This is a genomic window from uncultured Parasphingorhabdus sp. (assembly GCF_963677535.2).
Taxonomy (GTDB): Bacteria; Pseudomonadota; Alphaproteobacteria; order Sphingomonadales; family Sphingomonadaceae; genus Parasphingorhabdus.
In genome coordinates this window covers 1,436,600-1,451,680 of the sequence record NZ_CAXXUT010000003.1, presented here as the reverse complement: position 1 = coordinate 1,451,680, position 15,081 = coordinate 1,436,600, and the positions used below count along the sequence as shown (strand labels likewise).

The following is a 15,081-nucleotide window of genomic DNA, read 5'->3' as shown; positions in this document are numbered from 1 at the left end:
TCGTTCCTGGTAATTGCAGCTTTTTAAACGGGTACCGTTGGCTTTAGCCGGGCCCTGAAGTCGGTCAGGGCGCATATCGGAAAGACAAATAATTTCAGGCCGTCCCTCCATATAAGCAAAAGGCTTGCCCGCCTCCTTCGTCCGGCTTGATCGCACTTCCTTATTTCACGCCGCAAGGCGTGCTCTGTTTCCGGAGGTGTAACAAGGCCAATATTGTTGTAAATCTGCGACAATCCGCCTAAAACCAAATGCCCTATCGGCACCGCGTGATGGAACTAGTGCTTAGCATGAATACGAGTGTATCCGAATAATGCCAGCCTCCAAAAAGCGGGCCACGATTGTTGATGTCGCAACGGCTGCAAATGTCTCGATCAAGACCGTTTCCAGAGTCTTTAACGACGAGCCCCATGTCCGGAAAGTCTTGCGCGACAAGGTTCTGAAAGCCGCGGAAGAACTCGACTATCATCCCAATATCATGGCACGCGGACTGGTCGGTCGCCGGTCCTACCTGCTCGGCCTGATCTACGAGAATCCCAGCCCCGACTATGTGGTGGAACTGCAACGCGGCGCTCTCGATCGTCTGCATGGAGAAAAATACCGTCTGCTGGTGCTGCCGGTGGAATCGGTGGCAAAGGTCTCGGACAAGATAATGAACATCTTGCGAGCCGCCGCTCTGGACGGAGTGATCCTGACCCCGCCCGCTTCCGATCATCCTGAGGTGCTTGATGCACTGACCCGTCACAATTTCCCTTTTTCCCGCGTTGCCCCTACTGGATCTCTCGAAGTTGGACCTAGCCGGACAACCGATGGTGTCGAGGCGTCGCGAAAGATGACCGCCTATCTGCTAGAGCTCGGCCATCGCCGTATTGGCGTGATAAAAGGCGACCCGGCCCATCCTTCCAGTAGCGCTAGGCTGAACGGATTTCTCGATGCACTGAAGGCAGCGGGTGTCTCCCATTCGCCCGATCTCGTGGAACAGGGATATTATACATATGAATCCGGTCTTGCTGCGGCGCATAAATTGCTCGATCGGCCCGACCGACCAACCGCGATTTTCGCCCAGAACGACGACATGGCGGCCGCAGCTATCATGGCGGCAAGAGACCTTGGCCTTAACGTACCCGATGATGTCTCAATCGCCGGATTTGATGACAGCGCCATCGCGCAGATCGTCTGGCCGCGTATCACTACCGTGCACCAGCCAGTCTATGACATGGCCCGCAGCGCAACCGACGCGCTGATCGCGAAGCTAGAGAACAAGACTTATGATAATCTCGAAACCCACGCCTGCGAATTGATCATCCGGCAATCCACGGCACCGCCTGCCAGCCGTCCGTGATCAAACGCCGCGAACGTCTGAGCTACACCGCCGGCGAATTGGGATTCAATCTCGTCTGGCAATCCATCGAGATTTATCTGCTCTTCTTCTATATCCAGTTTTTGCGATCATTCCGCTGCTGACCGGCGTGGTCGCGGATGCCGGCGGCCTGGCGGCATCACTGATCGTACCGATAGGCTGTTACGCCGTTATCGCAAGCTATGGCCTCTATGCGGCCCGCCGATAGATTTCCGGCAGGAGGATGAGGGCCGTTGTCGCCTGCCACTCCTGCTGGTACAGGTGCTATTTGATAGACGGGGAAATATTGTGACCAAAACGTCAGACAATAGCGGCATTTCATCCCGATTGCTGCTGTTCGGAGCAACCGGAGATCTGGCGAAACGCATGCTCCTGCCATCGCTCTTTGCCTTGCACGAAGATGGCCTGATCGCCTCTGATCTGCGAATCGTCGGGACCGCACGCAGCGATATGTCGGACGAACAGTTTCGGCAGCTGGCGGCCCAGGCCCTGTCGGAATATCTGCCGGAAGACCGCAAGGGCAATGGCGAACTGCAATCCTTTCTGGAACGATTATCCTACCAGCCGCTGGATGCAACACAGAGCGATGGCTTCTCCGCGCTTTCCGCCAAGCTTGGCGATATAACCGGTGGTCTCGCAATATTTCTGTCCACTGCGCCATCACTGTTCGAAGCGACGATTGCCGGGCTGAAGTCTGCCGGACTGACAGGCGACCTTGTCCGAATCGGCCTGGAAAAGCCGCTCGGCCATGATCTGGAAACATCGGGCCTGATCAATGATGCGGTCGCCGCGGCTTTCACCGAAGACCAAACCTTCCGCATTGATCATTATCTTGGCAAGGAAACGGTCCAAAACCTGATGGCCCTGCGCTTTGCCAATATGATGTTTGAACCGTTGTGGAACGCCAACGGTATCGACCATATCGAGATTACCGTATCGGAAACGGTCGGGCTGGAAGGCCGTCACGGCTTCTACGACGATACCGGAGCTCTACGCGACATGGTCCAGAACCATATGCTGCAGCTGCTGGCACTTACCGCCATGGAAGCGCCGGCCAGTCTGGATGCGACATCCATCCGCGACGAAAAGGTGAAAGTACTGCGCAGCCTGCGGCCGGTCAGCGCCGAAGAAATGGTACGCGGACAATATGGCGCCGGAGCGGTCCATGGCAAAGCGGTCGGCAGCTATGCCGATGATTTTGGTGCAGATTCCGACACCGAGACATTTGTCGCGATCAAGGCGCATGTTGATAACTGGCGCTGGCAGGGCGTGCCCTTTTACCTGCGCACCGGCAAACGCCTGTCCGAGCGCCGCAGCGAAATCGTCATCCAGTTCAAATCGGTCCCGCATAATATTTTTGCCGAACGTGGTGGTCGGCTCAATGCCAACCGCCTGGTCATCCGCCTGCAGCCCGAGGAATATGTCCGCCTGCAGGTGATGGCCAAGGAACCCGGTCTCGACCGCGACGGCATGATATTGCGCGAAGTGCCGCTCGACCTGTCCCTCTCGCAGGCCTTTTCCAAGGCGCGCAAGCGTATCGCCTATGAACGCCTGCTGCTCGACCTGATCGACGGCGATCCGACCCTGTTCGTGCGCCGCGATGAAGTGGAGGCGCAGTGGCGCTGGGTGGATGCCATCCGCAAGACATGGAACAAAGATGCAATAACACCCAAATCTTACGGCGCGGGAAGCTGGGGACCGTCTGCGGCAATTGCTCTGACCGAACGCGACGGGGTGAGTTGGCATGAGTGAGACCGAGAATATCGCCGCTCCGGTCTGCTGGGCTGCCAACGCCGATGCCGGGTCGGTTGCTGACCATATAAGCGAGATCATCCAGCGGTCGGGCAGTCACTGGCTCGCGGTCCCCGGCGGCAAAACGCCGCTGCCCATTTTTGACATATTGTCCCGACGCACCCTGCCATGGGGCACAGTGTCACTGATGCTGACCGATGACCGGATTGTCCCGCCCAAAGATCCTGCCAGCAATCAGGACAAGCTGGATGCAGCCTTTGATGCGACGCCCGCCCATGTCGCTAAACTGGTGGAGGGCATGCCCCTGCCCCTGTTCGATCTGGTCTGGCTGGGGATGGGCGCGGACGGCCATATCGCGTCGCTCTTTCCAAACATGGACCCTACGGCTCAAGGCAAAGCCGCTGTCATCCACACGGTGCCGGAACCGCTGCCCCAAGAAGCACCGTTCGAGCGCCTGTCGCTCAACCTTGCGGCACTGACCCAGGCTAAAGAAATCATGCTGGTGGTCCGGGGTTGCGACAAAAAGCGGGTGCTCGATGCAGCCATTGCCGGAGAGAATGATCTGCCGGTCGCCAGACTGTTTGCCGCCGCCCGCTGCCCGATCACCATTTTCTGGAGTCGCACATGAGCCTTCATCCTGTCGTGGAGAAAGTCACCGAACGGATCATCGCGCGGTCGGCGGAAAGCCGGAAGGCTTATCTCGACCTGATCGACCGCGCGCGCGACGCCGGCGTTCACCGGCCCACCCTGTCCTGCGGCAATCTTGCCCACGGCTTTGCCGCCAGCGGTGAGGACAAGCCCGTCATCCGCTCGGGCAAAGCGATGAATATCGGCATTGTCACCGCCTATAATGACATGCTTTCCGCCCATCAGCCCTACGGTCGCTATCCCGAGCAGATCAAGATTTTCGCCCGCGAAGCCGGTGCAACCGCGCAGGTCGCCGGCGGCGTGCCGGCGATGTGCGACGGCGTTACCCAGGGACAGGACAGTATGGAACTCTCGTTATTCAGCCGCGACGTGATCGCGATGGGTACGGCGGTCGCCTTGTCCCACGGGATGTTCGAAGGCGCGCTGTTGCTCGGCATCTGCGACAAAATTGTGCCCGGCCTGCTGATCGGCGCGCTGCGCTTCGGCCATTTGCCGACCATATTGATCCCCGCCGGGCCGATGCCGTCGGGTCTAGCCAACAAGGAAAAGGTCCGCGTGCGGCAGCTCTACGCGCAGGGCAAGGTGGGCGAGGAAGAATTGCTCGAAGCCGAAAGCGCCAGCTATCATGGCGCAGGGACCTGCACCTTCTTCGGCACTGCCAACAGCAACCAGATGATGATGGAGATGATGGGCCTGCATATGCCTGGCAGCTCCTTCGTCAATCCGGGCACCAAGCTGCGCCAGGAACTGACCCGTGCCGCCACGCATCAGTTGACCCGCAATGGCTGGGCGGGTGACGATTACCGCCCGCTGGGCCGCTGCATCGACGCAAAAGCCATTGTCAACGCCGTGGTCGGCCTGCTCGCCACCGGCGGCTCGACCAATCATGTAATTCACCTTCCCGCCATCGCCCGCTCCGCCGGTATATTGATCGACTGGGACGATATGGATGAACTCTCCGCAGCCGTGCCGCTGATCGCCAGCGTCTATCCCAATGGCGCGGGCGACGTAAACCATTTTAGCGCCGCGGGCGGCATGCCTTATATCATTCGCGAACTGATTGCTGCCGGCCTCGCCCATGACGATATCATGACCGTTTATGGAGGCTCGCTATCCGACGGTGCCAAGCAACCGGTGATGGATGGTACAGAACTGACCTTTGCCGACGCACAGCAAGAAACAGCCGATGAAACAATCCTGCGCCCGGTCATCAGCCCGTTTCAGCCCGATGGCGGCATGAAGCTGCTGCAGGGCAATCTCGGCCGCGCGACGATGAAGGTGAGCGCCGTCGACCCCGTCCGCTGGACGATCGAGGCACCGGCGGCCATTTTCCACGACCAGAATGATGTCGTCGCCGCCTTCAAGGCCGGAAAGCTGGATCGCGATGTCATCGTCGTGGTCCGCTTTCAGGGACCGGCAGCCAATGGCATGCCGGAATTGCACAAGCTCACCTCGCCGCTCGGCGTGTTGCAGGACAAGGGCTTTAAAATCGCCTTTGTCACCGATGGCCGGATGTCCGGGGCAAGCGGCAAGATACCGGCGGCCATCCATATTTCGCCGGAAGCCTATCACGGCGGTCCGCTGGGCAAGCTGCGGAACGGCGACAGGGTCCGGGTCTGTGCGGCGAATGGCGAGCTTGTCGCGCTGGTCGATCCGGCAGAATGGGAGGCCCGCGAACAGGCCGCGCCACCGCCGCCGGCCATGGGCACCGGCCGCGAACTGTTCGCGATGATGCGCCACCACAGCGATCCGGCGGAAAAAGGCGGCTCGGCCATGCTGGCCGAGGCAGGACTCTAGACATGGCCGAAATAGTCGTTGCCGATATCGGCGGCACGCATGCCCGCTTTGCCATCGTGGACATAGCGAACGGCGACGTCGCATCGCTCTCGGAACCGACAACGCTGGCAACCGCTGACCATCCGAGCTTCCAGATCGCCTGAGAGATATACGGCGCACAACTCGACCGCCCGCTACCCCGCGCCGCAGCCATCGCCGTTGCCGCTCCGATCAACGACGAGCTGATCAATCTCACCAACAACCCGTGGATCATCAGGCCGCCGCAAATCTGCGAGAAACTGGTGGTAGACCGCTATACGCTGGTCAACGATTTCGCGGCGGTCGCCCATGCGGTCGCGATGGTGGGCCCGGACCGGTTCAGACATATAACCGGACCCGAGACACCGCTGCCGCAATTCGGGGTGATCAGCGTGATTGGTCCCGGGACAGGCCTAGGCGTGGCGGCGCTGGTCTGCGAAAACGGCAAATTCCAGGTCCTGGCAACCGAAGCGGGCCATTGCGACTTCGCTCCGCGCGATGCCGTGGAAGACCGCATCTTGCAAACACTGCGCGCCGTGCACGGCCGCGTCTCGGTCGAACGCATCGTCTCGGGCCCTGGCCTTCGCGCCATATTCGAAGTGTTGTCGGACATGGAAAATCGGCCAATGCCGATCGGTGACGACAAGGCCCTTTGGAAACTCGCACTGGAAGGGAAAGACAGCATTGCCATCGCTGCGCTCGACCGGTTCTTCCTGACACTCGGGTCCGTCGCCGGTGATATAGCACTGGCCCATGGCGCCGGCGCGGCGGTAATGGCCGGTAGTCTCGGTCTGAGGCTGACGGATCACATAGGTTCGTCGGGCTTTGCCGACCGATTCACCTCCAAGGGCCGCTATCGCGGGTTGATGGAGAGCCTGCCGGTCAAACTGATCACCCATCCCGAACCAGGCCTGCTCGGCGCGGCTGCGGCCTTCATACAGGAACATGGTGCATGACGGACCAAATAAAACCGATCGAACAGCTGATGCGTCGCGCAAAGGTCATTCCAGTGCTGGTCATCGACGATCTCGCACAGGCAAAACCGCTCGCAAGAGCGCTGGTCAGCAGCGGCTGTCCGGTTCTGGAAGTGACCTTGCGAACCGATTGCGCTCTACAGGCTATTGCGGAAATGAAGCAGGTAGACGGTGCTATCGTTGGCGCCGGTACCGTCACCAATCCGGACGAAATGGCCGCTACCATTGACGCGGGTGCCGAATTCATCGTTTCCCCTGGTCTGACCGACCGTCTCGGCCAAGCCGCGATTGCCGCCGACATCCCTTTTCTCCCCGGCGTTGCCACTGCGGGTGATATCATGCACGGACTGGATCTTGGCCTCGCCCATTTCAAATTTTTCCCGGCCGAGGCATCAGGTGGCATTCCCGCACTGAAGGCGCTGACCGGACCATTTGGCCAGTGCCTCTTTTGCCCGACCGGCGGCATTGACGAAAGCAGTGCCGCGCAGTGGCTGGCACTGGACAATGTCCTGTGCGTGGGCGGCAGCTGGGTGGTCCCGCCCCTTTAAGGCAGCACAATAGCGGCTAGAGGCCCAAGACCCTTTTGGCGATGATGTTCCGCTGGATTTCATTGGTGCCACCGTAAATGCTTTGCGCACGTGTGCCGAAATAAGTGGCGACGCCGGGCGCCGCAAAAGCCGCATCACCCGTCCATTCCGGACTGATACTGTCGACAAATTTGCGATTGCCCTGTTCGGCGGCGGCTTCCAGAAACAGAGTGGTAATCTCCTGCGCAAGATCGGTCGCCATGATCTTCAGGATCGAGGCCTCGTCGCCCGGGGAACCGCCATCCCTAACCGTGGTCAACACTCTGAGTACGGTTATCTCCAGCGCGTCCAGCCGCGTTTCCGCCTCGCTCAACCGGCCTGCGAAGAAACGGTCGTCAATCAGCCGCTGATTGCCGCCGGTCGGGATTTGCGAAGCAATGGCGCGAATATCGGCCATTTGCTTCCGTTTGCCGCCGATCCGCGCATAAGAGGTCCGCTCGTTGCCAAGCAGATATTGCGAATAGGACCAGCCTTTGCCTTCCTCGCCAATGCGGTTGCCCACCGGCACCCGGACATCGACGAAATCGCACTGGCTGAGATAATATTTGCCGTCGATGGTGATGATCGGCTTCACCGTCACGCCCGGCTGGTCAAGCTTGCAGCAGATGAAAGTGATGCCCATCTGTTTCTTCGCTTCCCGCGAGGTACGGGTCAGGAGGAATATCCAGTCCGCATGCTGGGCCGCCGAGGTCCAGATTTTCGTGCCGTTGAGGACATATTCGTCGCCGTCGCGCACCGCGGAAAATTGCAGGGAGGCGAGATCCGATCCCGCTTCCGGTTCGCTATAGCCCTGCGCCCAGCCGACCGAACCATCCCGCAGACCGGGCAGCCACTGCGCCTTTCGTTGCTCGTTCCCGAATGTGTAGATGACGGGACCGACATAGATCACGCCCATGGGGGTCACCGTCGGCGCTCCGGCCCGTTCCAGCTCTTCATCGAAAATATATTGCTGCTCGATCGACCAGCCCGGCCCGCCATGTTCCTCCGGCCAGGCACTGGCCAACCAGCCGCGCTCCCCCAGCGCCATCTCCGCGCGACGAACCTCGGCAGTGTTCAGGCTCGCGCCGGAGGCAACCTTCGCCAATATATCCTGCGGATAGTCATTTTCGAAATAGGAGCGGATCTTGTTGCGAAAGGCCTGCAATGCGGGGCTGTGACTGAGTTTCATGAACGCGCTCTTTCCTCTGTTGCCCAGTTCCGGATCCTGTTGGCGATGACTGTGCACTAATCTCACGAAAAGGGAACAGTTGCCGCGTGTCGAATGGGCAAATCAATTTCGCCGGCTTCTGCTGCCGCGCCATTGTTTTAGCAGCTTTGAGCGGTGTGCCCCAGTTTCTCGATCTCTGGAGAAAAAGGACATAAGCCCGGACAATATATTCGCAAAAAAGCACGGCTTTGCTATGGCCGCCTGATGTGCATCATTTCCCTCGCGTGGCAGGCCCATCCCCACTGGAAACTTGTCGCGATCGGCAATCGGGACGAACTGCACGATCGTCCCGCGCAACCGCTGGCCCGCTGGCCGGGTCACGAGCATTTGCTGGCAGGGAAGGATGTACAGGCTGGCGGGACCTGGCTCGGTGTGTCGGAAAAGGGTCGCTTCGCCGTGGTTACAAATCTCAGCGGCTATGGCGCACCGGATCGCAGCCGCGCCTCCCGCGGCGATCTGTTGAAAGACTTTCTGCTTGGCGACGGGCACTATGCCGATCTGGAATCGGTGTCTCTAACGGATTTCAATCCGTTCAACCTGATCACCGTCGCGCATGATCAAGCGCTGGTCCATTCCAACCGGCCCGACAACCTCAGCAGGCGACTCGAGCCCGGTATCCACGGCCTTTCCAACGGCTCGCTCGCAAATCCATGGGCGAAGGCCCGGCATCTCGACGCGGCCCTGCAAGACTGGTTGCAAAACCGGCCAGAGGACCCCGCCGCGCTGCTCGGCCTGTTGACCGACCGGTCGACATATCCGCCGACGTCAGACAGAAAGGGCAGCAGACCGGTACAGCTGGAGCCGTCCAGTTCCGGGATTTTCATCGAAAATCCGGTCTACGGAACGCGCTGCAGCACGATTGTTGCCATTGACCATGCGGGCAACGGATCGATGCTGGAGCGCCGCTTTGACGCCGCCGCCAACGTCATTGGGGAAGACCGGCTTACCTTTTCGTGGCCGAACTAGAACCGGTTCGGGGCTGACAGCAAAAAGGCCCGTCCGGATTTTGAAACCGCCCGGGGTTTCAGCAGCCGTCAGGAGGACCGATTGGTGCGGTACCGGTCGGCACCGATAACCCCCTTCAGAAGTTCGGGTTGGATATCATGCTTGTGGTCAGTAGCATGGAGGACGGACACATCGCCTGTCGTCTCGGCGATCACGGCTAGCACTTGTGAAAAATGGAAGGCATTGGCCTCACGTAGCTTTGCCCAGAGATCATCCTCGGTCATCTTCGCTTTCCTGAGCTGATCATGCTGGATCTGGTCGCCGATCATGACGAGGCGCGGCTCATTGTCCGCCAGTAATTGCAGACGGGGGAAGCGGCTTCTCAGCACCGCCATGCCAATCTGCAGCCCGAACAGAAACACCAGAGCGGCGATCCCGTGCGCAAGTGGCGGATTTTTCGACAAGATGACGGAGCCCAGTACGGACCCGATCGCCACCGTCACCGCAAAGTCGAAGCCGCTCATTTTCGAAAAACTGCGGACGCCGGCCAAACGGGTCAGCAATATCACCGTAATATACATTGCGGAGGCGGAAAGCGCGATCAGCGTGATCTGCTCCCAACCCGTTGCCGTCCATTCACTCAACATCTTCATTCCCCCGGTTCCGCTTCAGGATTCAAGCGACTTCCTGCTTCTCTTCCGGTTTACGCTCATTAAAAATATCGGCCAGTTCAGCGGCACGCTCGTCGCTCAGGTCCTGCCTGGCAGCGGCAAATATCTCGTTTTCTTCTTCATCCATATGATGCTCGAGCCGCTCCTTCAGCGTCTTGAACCGGGTGAGCCAGCCGCTGCTGGAAAAATCCATATCGACCAAGTCCTCGAAATAGTCGTCGGCCTCCTTGTGCTCGGCAACCGAGTGGCGACCCTTGTCCTGCAGATCGGGCCGGGAGAGCATTTCTGCATATAGCGACTGTTCCTCGGCATTGGCATGGGCGGATACGTCGATCCGCAGCTGTTCGAAAGACTTGCGGCGCTCCTCGGTATCGCCATTCGTGTCGGCTACGCGCTCTAGCATTTCGCGATGACGATCATGATCCTGTTTGAGGCGAGTAAAAATATCGGTCATAATAGCTCCATCCGTATCGTACTGATGAAAAGACGCACGCCTCGGCATTTGGTTGCATGTCCGTTCGCATGGCGGTGACGCGCGCCGCTTCGGCAGTTGAGCCATCCTGTTGACCTGCGCTCGCTCGGAGGCCGAACAGATGAGAAAAACCCCGGATTGTAGATAAAATATCGCGACGAAAAAAAATATGCTTTCTCGGGAACCAATGCGGGCGCCAGCCGTTATAAAGGTTGAATGGACGTTGAGCCCTGACCCGGCATTGCCTTCATTCCTCAAAAACCGGCTGGGAAATTTTCCCTTCGTAGCCCCCCGATTACCAACGGGGAAATTTTCCAGCCACCTTTGTCCCGAAATCAGATCCTCGAAAGGCTGCCCCCGGATCAGTCGGCACCTGGCTGTATCCGGCATTCGCACATAAAAAATGGCCAGGGCATGATGCCTGGCCATTATTCTCTTTTTCTAGGTGAAGTGTCTATTGTTCGGAAGGCATTTCCACGTCGATATCGGGAACGTCGACGGTGACTTCTTCGGTACCAACTTCAACGTCGGCTGTATCAACGTCGATTTCAGGCAACTGGCCCGCATCACCGGATACGTCGACATCCATGGAAGGCATTTCACCCTCTTCGGTCACATTGGCTTCACAGGCGGAAAGTACCAGTCCGGCGGTCAATATTGACGCTATTGCAATCTTCTTCATTATGAACTCCCTTTTATGGTTCGGTATAATCAACGCCAGGATGCGTGGAGAGTTCCCCCGCGCGCGAAATTTATTCGCGTCCCAGCCGCATGCGGAAAGCATCAAGGTGGAAATAGCTGGAATCGAACTGGCTGATTTCGGCGAGGCGGGCTTCATCGGTGAAGAGTATCCATCCGTTTTCCCGCACCAGCAGACCATCCCGCTCCAGCTGCCGGAGCACCCGGTTGGTGTGGATCGGAGTCAGACCCAATGCGTCGGCAATGACAGTCTGGGTCAGCGGCACACGGAAACCTTCGCTGGTTCCTGCGCCGGTGATCAGCACCCGCCGGTAGAGTTCGAGCAGGAAATGCCCTATTCTTTCGCGCGCGGTCTGCTTGCCATTTCGCACGATTTGTTCCCGCAAAAATGCCTCTTCCTGAACCTGCATCCACCAGAACGCGAGCGTCAGTTTTCCGGACTCGGTCAACAGGCGCCGAAAGACCGCGGGCCTTACCGAAAGACCGGTCAGTGCCGTAACCGTTTTCACCGAATGGTCAGCCTCCGCTGCCACCAGCACCTGTAGGTCGAAAAAATCTCCTGGCAGCAATATGTTCAATATCTGGCGGCGGCCGTCTTCCAATGTCTTGTAACGGATCGCCCAGCCTTCCTTGACGATCAGGACACTATCCATCTCCTGACCGGCATCAATGATTTCGCTATTCTTGTCGAAACGCTGTTCCCGCCCCTCGATATTCATGATGACCTGTTGGTCCATCTCGTCCAGATCGGCGTAGAAGGAAATGCGCCGGAGGAGGGCTTTTTGTGCCACTATCGGTACTCTTTTTCGTCGGGTGCAGGAAATCTAATCGTGCAAATCAGGCCGTCGGGTGTCCAGTCCCGATCAATTTCTCCGCGCAAGTTGCGGGTTATGCTGTGATCGATCAGCGAGGACCCGAAACCGGACGCCGCCGGAGCAGGCCCTGACTGCGGTCCGCCGCTCTCCAACCAGCGCAATTCGACAACATCCTGTCCGTCTTCATCTGGAAGGATAGTCCACTTGATTTTTACCAGACCGGTATCGGTGGTCAGCGCACCATATTTGGCCGCGTTTGTGGCCAGTTCATTTAGCACGAGCGACATCGACACCATCGCGTTTTCTTCCAGAATGATATCGGGACCAAACCAGCGCACTCTCGGGTAAGTCTTGCAGAGGTCACGCACAAGTGCGGCAAATGATCCCGTAACGAAATTGGTGTCGAGCAGGATGTGTTGCGCGCGGTTCAGCGCGCTCAGCCGGTTCTTGATCCGCTCGATATAATCATCGATCGATGTTGCTGAATTTCTGGTCAGCATCATGATCGATTGCAGGGTCGCGAAAAGATTACGGAGGCGGTGATGAAGCTCGCGCGTGTGGAGCCGCAGCTGTTCCTGCTGGTCGACAGAATGGGTGATATCCTTGTTGATGCCAGTCAGGGTCGGACGACCATTTGATTCGAGATAGTCGCCATATCCCTCTACCCAACGGATCTCCCCGGAAGGCAGTATGATCCGGAATCGCGCCTCAAATTTCTCACCGGGCGCTGCGGCAGCACCCATAGCCTCGGTAACACTATCACGGTCTTCAGGATGAATACGGGACAATGCGTCTTCCACCTGGGTTAGCGCTTCACCTGCATCCTCTCCCCATATTTTCATATAGGCACCACCCCATTCGATCATTCCCGTCTCAAGATCGGTTCGGAAGCTGGCGATGTCGCTGAGAGCCAGGGTGAGGTCGAGGTTGGAACGGTCTATAGCCGCGCTTTTCTGGGCCTGTTCGCGCAAATGGATTTCGCGGTTCAGCTCCAGCTCGCTCATCACAATATCAGCCATGCTTGTCAGCTGATTGAGCTGGCTATCCGTCAGCCCCGACCGGGGAACGGTATCAGCAAACCACAGACCGCCAAGAACCATACCGTTCGGCGCGATCAGCGGCGCTCCGGCAAAAAACCGGATGGACGAATTCCCGCTGACCAGCCGATTGCCGGCAAATCTCGACTCCGCCAGCACATCTTCTAATATCAACGGCTCACGGCTTTCGATCATTTGCCCGCATAGCGATGCCTCGCGGTCGGTCTGCCGATCATCAAGCCCGACCGGTGATTTGAAGAACTCCCGATCTTTAGCGACAAGAGAGATGGATGCTATAGGAGCCGCGAAAATATCAGCGACCAGCCGCGTGACCCGGTCAAAAGCGTTCTTCCGCGCATCATCGAGAAGTTGATAGTTGCCCAGTGTTGATAGCCGCTCGACTTCCATCTTCGGCTCCAACTCCCCGGTCCGCTGATCAACCGCCTTCATGTCTAACCCCTTTTTTGTCACTGACCCTGAAGCCGATCCCTCATAAACGAATAAGTAGCGTTTCTGTTGCCTCGTCGTACAAACCGCGCAAAACACGATGCGGCAAACGATCAGAAAGGCCGAAGCCGGAGCTATTGCCTGTATAACGATGCCGGTACAGTTTCATATCAAATCATTGACGATTGGCCCACAGCCTGTCTGGTCACCTGCGCCTAGGCATATCTCGGCATTGCGGACAAACATCGGAACCAGCCGATCGGCGATTTCCGCAACATTTTCCATCACGCAACATTTTTCTTCACGAGGCCAGAAAAAGGGCTGCCAGATTTGCGCTCTGCAGCCCTTTCAAATTCTGGTGCGGACGTTCTAGCGCCGAGCCATCAGGGCGCCGATCAACAGGCCGACTCCAGCGGTTGCCGCGATGCTCACGATCGGGTTTTCCTGGAATGTCGTCTGCGCCTTCGCTCGCCCTTTCGTTCCGGCTTCCACCGCATTGGCACGTGCCGCATCAAATTTGGTCTTGGCATTGGCCCGCAGTTCCGACGCATTGGCTTTGGCGTCGGCCTTTACGGATCTGGTCAAGCTTGCCAGATCCTCTTTCAACGTCTGCAGATCCGACTTCACCGCACCCATTTCTTCGGAATAATTGCCTGTCATTTCTTTTTCTCCATATTCGGTCTAGTGATCTAATAACAGGTCAACGAACGGCGACCGAATTGGTTCCGGACCAGATCTGCAGATCAAGCAATGCACGCGACACCGGCGTGACAAAATAATGATGGAACCCTTTTTCCGGTCATACGTAGGGGACCCATCACGGAGATATAAAATATGTCACTAGCTCAAAATCTGAAACCGCATCTTCCCTACTTACGGCGCTATGCACGGGCCTTGACCGGCAGCCAAAAGAGCGGCGACGCATTTGTCAAAGCCACGCTTGAAGCGATTATCGCCGATCCGGAACCTGTCCCGGATGACAATGATGTACGGGTTCATCTCTATCGCGTTTTTGCGAGCATCTGGGAAAGCGCACATGTCAGGGTTTCGGACGATCCGGATCAGAACAACGCGCAAAACCGGCTGAACGCGATCCCGCCCATCAGCCGTCAGGTGCTGCTGCTAACCGCACTGGAAGGCTTTTCGGTTAGCGAAGTCGCCAAAATCGCCGATGTCGGCGAAAATTCAATCAACGACCTGCTGGACGATGCGATTGCCGAGATCGACAAGGAGATCCGGTCGGATGTCCTGATCATCGAAGACGAAGCCCTGATTTCAATGGAATTGCAGCAGATCGTATCCGGCCTGGGACATCGTGTTTGCGGAACGGCAACAACCCACAAGGGCGCACTCGAGGCGGTAACCAATGCCAAACCGAGTCTGGTCCTCGCCGATATTCAACTGGCAGACGGCAGTTCCGGTATCGACGCCGTGAAGGATATATTGGAGCAGATTTCGGTTCCGGTGATTTTCATCACCGCATTCCCCGAGCGCTTGCTGACGGGGGAACGGCCCGAGCCGACTTTCCTGATCACCAAACCGTTTCAGCCAAACGCCATTCGTGCCGCGATCAGTCAGGCACTGTTCTTTTCGACCGCAAAGCAGGACGCCTGATTGCTGGTCCGGACCTGATGGCCTCAACCCCAGTTGACAAA

General features: G+C 58.0%; 14 protein-coding genes and 1 pseudogene. 8 read left to right on the top strand and 7 right to left on the bottom strand.

Going from position 1 to position 15,081, the window contains the following annotated elements; translation table 11 throughout:
- Positions 1-310: 310 nt before the first annotated feature.
- The 6 genes and pseudogenes from ACHZCJ_RS14050 (at position 311) to eda (ending at position 7,094) form a co-directional block, all read left to right on the top strand.
- Positions 311-1,339, top strand: a complete 1,029-nt coding sequence (locus ACHZCJ_RS14050; RefSeq protein ID WP_321327122.1) for a LacI family DNA-binding transcriptional regulator — start codon at positions 311-313, stop codon at positions 1,337-1,339.
- A 306-nt stretch (positions 1,340-1,645) separates the two neighbouring features.
- Positions 1,646-3,109: a glucose-6-phosphate dehydrogenase gene (zwf, locus tag ACHZCJ_RS14045; protein WP_321327120.1), complete on the top strand. Its 1,464-nt coding sequence runs from the start codon at positions 1,646-1,648 to the stop codon at positions 3,107-3,109.
- Positions 3,102-3,737, top strand: coding sequence for a 6-phosphogluconolactonase (locus tag ACHZCJ_RS14040; protein ID WP_321327118.1), 636 nt, complete (start codon positions 3,102-3,104; stop codon positions 3,735-3,737). Before zwf ends, ACHZCJ_RS14040 begins: the two co-directional genes overlap by 8 nt.
- Positions 3,734-5,554 (top strand): phosphogluconate dehydratase, encoded by a 1,821-nt coding sequence (gene edd / locus ACHZCJ_RS14035; RefSeq protein WP_321327116.1) that lies wholly within the window; start codon positions 3,734-3,736, stop codon positions 5,552-5,554. Before ACHZCJ_RS14040 ends, edd begins: the two co-directional genes overlap by 4 nt.
- 2 nt (positions 5,555-5,556) lie before the next feature.
- A pseudogene (gene glk, locus ACHZCJ_RS14030) lies at positions 5,557-6,528 on the top strand (glucokinase).
- A complete protein-coding gene (gene eda / locus ACHZCJ_RS14025; RefSeq protein WP_201295659.1) occupies positions 6,525-7,094 on the top strand; it encodes a bifunctional 4-hydroxy-2-oxoglutarate aldolase/2-dehydro-3-deoxy-phosphogluconate aldolase in 570 nt (189 codons plus the stop codon). The pseudogene glk and the gene eda overlap by 4 nt, the downstream one beginning before the upstream one ends.
- A 16-nt stretch (positions 7,095-7,110) precedes the next feature.
- Here the strand turns inward: eda and ACHZCJ_RS14020 are convergent, their stop codons facing one another.
- A complete protein-coding gene (locus ACHZCJ_RS14020; protein WP_321327113.1) occupies positions 7,111-8,301 on the bottom strand; it encodes an acyl-CoA dehydrogenase family protein in 1,191 nt (396 codons plus the stop codon).
- 243 nt (positions 8,302-8,544) lie between these two features.
- Here ACHZCJ_RS14020 and ACHZCJ_RS14015 point away from each other — a divergent pair, with 243 nt between their 5' ends.
- Complete coding sequence (locus tag ACHZCJ_RS14015) at positions 8,545-9,306, top strand: NRDE family protein (protein WP_159645809.1); 762 nt, start codon at positions 8,545-8,547, stop codon at positions 9,304-9,306.
- Positions 9,307-9,374: 68 nt separating this feature from the next.
- Here the strand turns inward: ACHZCJ_RS14015 and ACHZCJ_RS14010 are convergent, their stop codons facing one another.
- The 6 genes from ACHZCJ_RS14010 to ACHZCJ_RS13985 all read right to left on the bottom strand — a co-directional run bounded on the left by ACHZCJ_RS14010 (position 9,375) and on the right by ACHZCJ_RS13985 (position 14,086).
- Complete coding sequence (locus tag ACHZCJ_RS14010; RefSeq protein ID WP_159648009.1) at positions 9,375-9,932, bottom strand: YetF domain-containing protein; 558 nt, start codon at positions 9,930-9,932, stop codon at positions 9,375-9,377.
- Between the two features lie 28 nt (positions 9,933-9,960).
- A complete protein-coding gene (locus ACHZCJ_RS14005; protein ID WP_321327111.1) occupies positions 9,961-10,410 on the bottom strand; it encodes a hemerythrin domain-containing protein in 450 nt (149 codons plus the stop codon).
- Positions 10,411-10,882: 472 nt separating this feature from the next.
- Positions 10,883-11,110: a hypothetical protein gene (locus ACHZCJ_RS14000; protein WP_321327109.1), complete on the bottom strand. Its 228-nt coding sequence runs from the start codon at positions 11,108-11,110 to the stop codon at positions 10,883-10,885.
- 70 nt (positions 11,111-11,180) lie between these two features.
- Entirely contained in the window at positions 11,181-11,918 is a 738-nt protein-coding gene (locus tag ACHZCJ_RS13995) for a Crp/Fnr family transcriptional regulator (RefSeq protein ID WP_159645818.1), read from the bottom strand.
- Positions 11,918-13,429, bottom strand: coding sequence for a PAS domain-containing protein (locus ACHZCJ_RS13990; RefSeq protein WP_321327108.1), 1,512 nt, complete (start codon positions 13,427-13,429; stop codon positions 11,918-11,920). The genes ACHZCJ_RS13995 and ACHZCJ_RS13990 overlap by 1 nt, the downstream gene beginning before the upstream one ends.
- A 366-nt stretch (positions 13,430-13,795) precedes the next feature.
- Complete coding sequence (locus ACHZCJ_RS13985) at positions 13,796-14,086, bottom strand: YqjD family protein (protein WP_159645824.1); 291 nt, start codon at positions 14,084-14,086, stop codon at positions 13,796-13,798.
- A 174-nt stretch (positions 14,087-14,260) separates the two neighbouring features.
- Between ACHZCJ_RS13985 and ACHZCJ_RS13980 the strand changes: the two genes are divergently transcribed.
- Entirely contained in the window at positions 14,261-15,040 is a 780-nt protein-coding gene (locus ACHZCJ_RS13980) for a response regulator (RefSeq protein ID WP_159645827.1), read from the top strand.
- The last annotated feature ends 41 nt before the right edge of the window (positions 15,041-15,081 follow it).

Excerpts from the sequence above, each read along its gene's own strand:
- ACHZCJ_RS14050 (WP_321327122.1), top strand. The coding sequence starts at position 311 with ATGCCAGCCTCCAAAAAGCGGGCCACGATTGTTGATGTCGCAACGGCT.
- ACHZCJ_RS14040 (WP_321327118.1), top strand. The coding sequence starts at position 3,102 with ATGAGTGAGACCGAGAATATCGCCGCTCCGGTCTGCTGGGCTGCCAAC.
- edd (WP_321327116.1), top strand. The coding sequence starts at position 3,734 with ATGAGCCTTCATCCTGTCGTGGAGAAAGTCACCGAACGGATCATCGCG.
- eda (WP_201295659.1), top strand. The coding sequence starts at position 6,525 with ATGACGGACCAAATAAAACCGATCGAACAGCTGATGCGTCGCGCAAAG.
- ACHZCJ_RS14020 (WP_321327113.1), bottom strand. The coding sequence starts at position 8,301 with ATGAAACTCAGTCACAGCCCCGCATTGCAGGCCTTTCGCAACAAGATC.
- ACHZCJ_RS14015 (WP_159645809.1), top strand. The coding sequence starts at position 8,545 with ATGTGCATCATTTCCCTCGCGTGGCAGGCCCATCCCCACTGGAAACTT.
- ACHZCJ_RS14010 (WP_159648009.1), bottom strand. The coding sequence starts at position 9,932 with ATGTTGAGTGAATGGACGGCAACGGGTTGGGAGCAGATCACGCTGATC.
- ACHZCJ_RS14005 (WP_321327111.1), bottom strand. The coding sequence starts at position 10,410 with ATGACCGATATTTTTACTCGCCTCAAACAGGATCATGATCGTCATCGC.
- ACHZCJ_RS14000 (WP_321327109.1), bottom strand. The coding sequence starts at position 11,110 with ATGAAGAAGATTGCAATAGCGTCAATATTGACCGCCGGACTGGTACTT.
- ACHZCJ_RS13990 (WP_321327108.1), bottom strand. The coding sequence starts at position 13,429 with ATGAAGGCGGTTGATCAGCGGACCGGGGAGTTGGAGCCGAAGATGGAA.
- ACHZCJ_RS13985 (WP_159645824.1), bottom strand. The coding sequence starts at position 14,086 with ATGACAGGCAATTATTCCGAAGAAATGGGTGCGGTGAAGTCGGATCTG.
- ACHZCJ_RS13980 (WP_159645827.1), top strand. The coding sequence starts at position 14,261 with ATGTCACTAGCTCAAAATCTGAAACCGCATCTTCCCTACTTACGGCGC.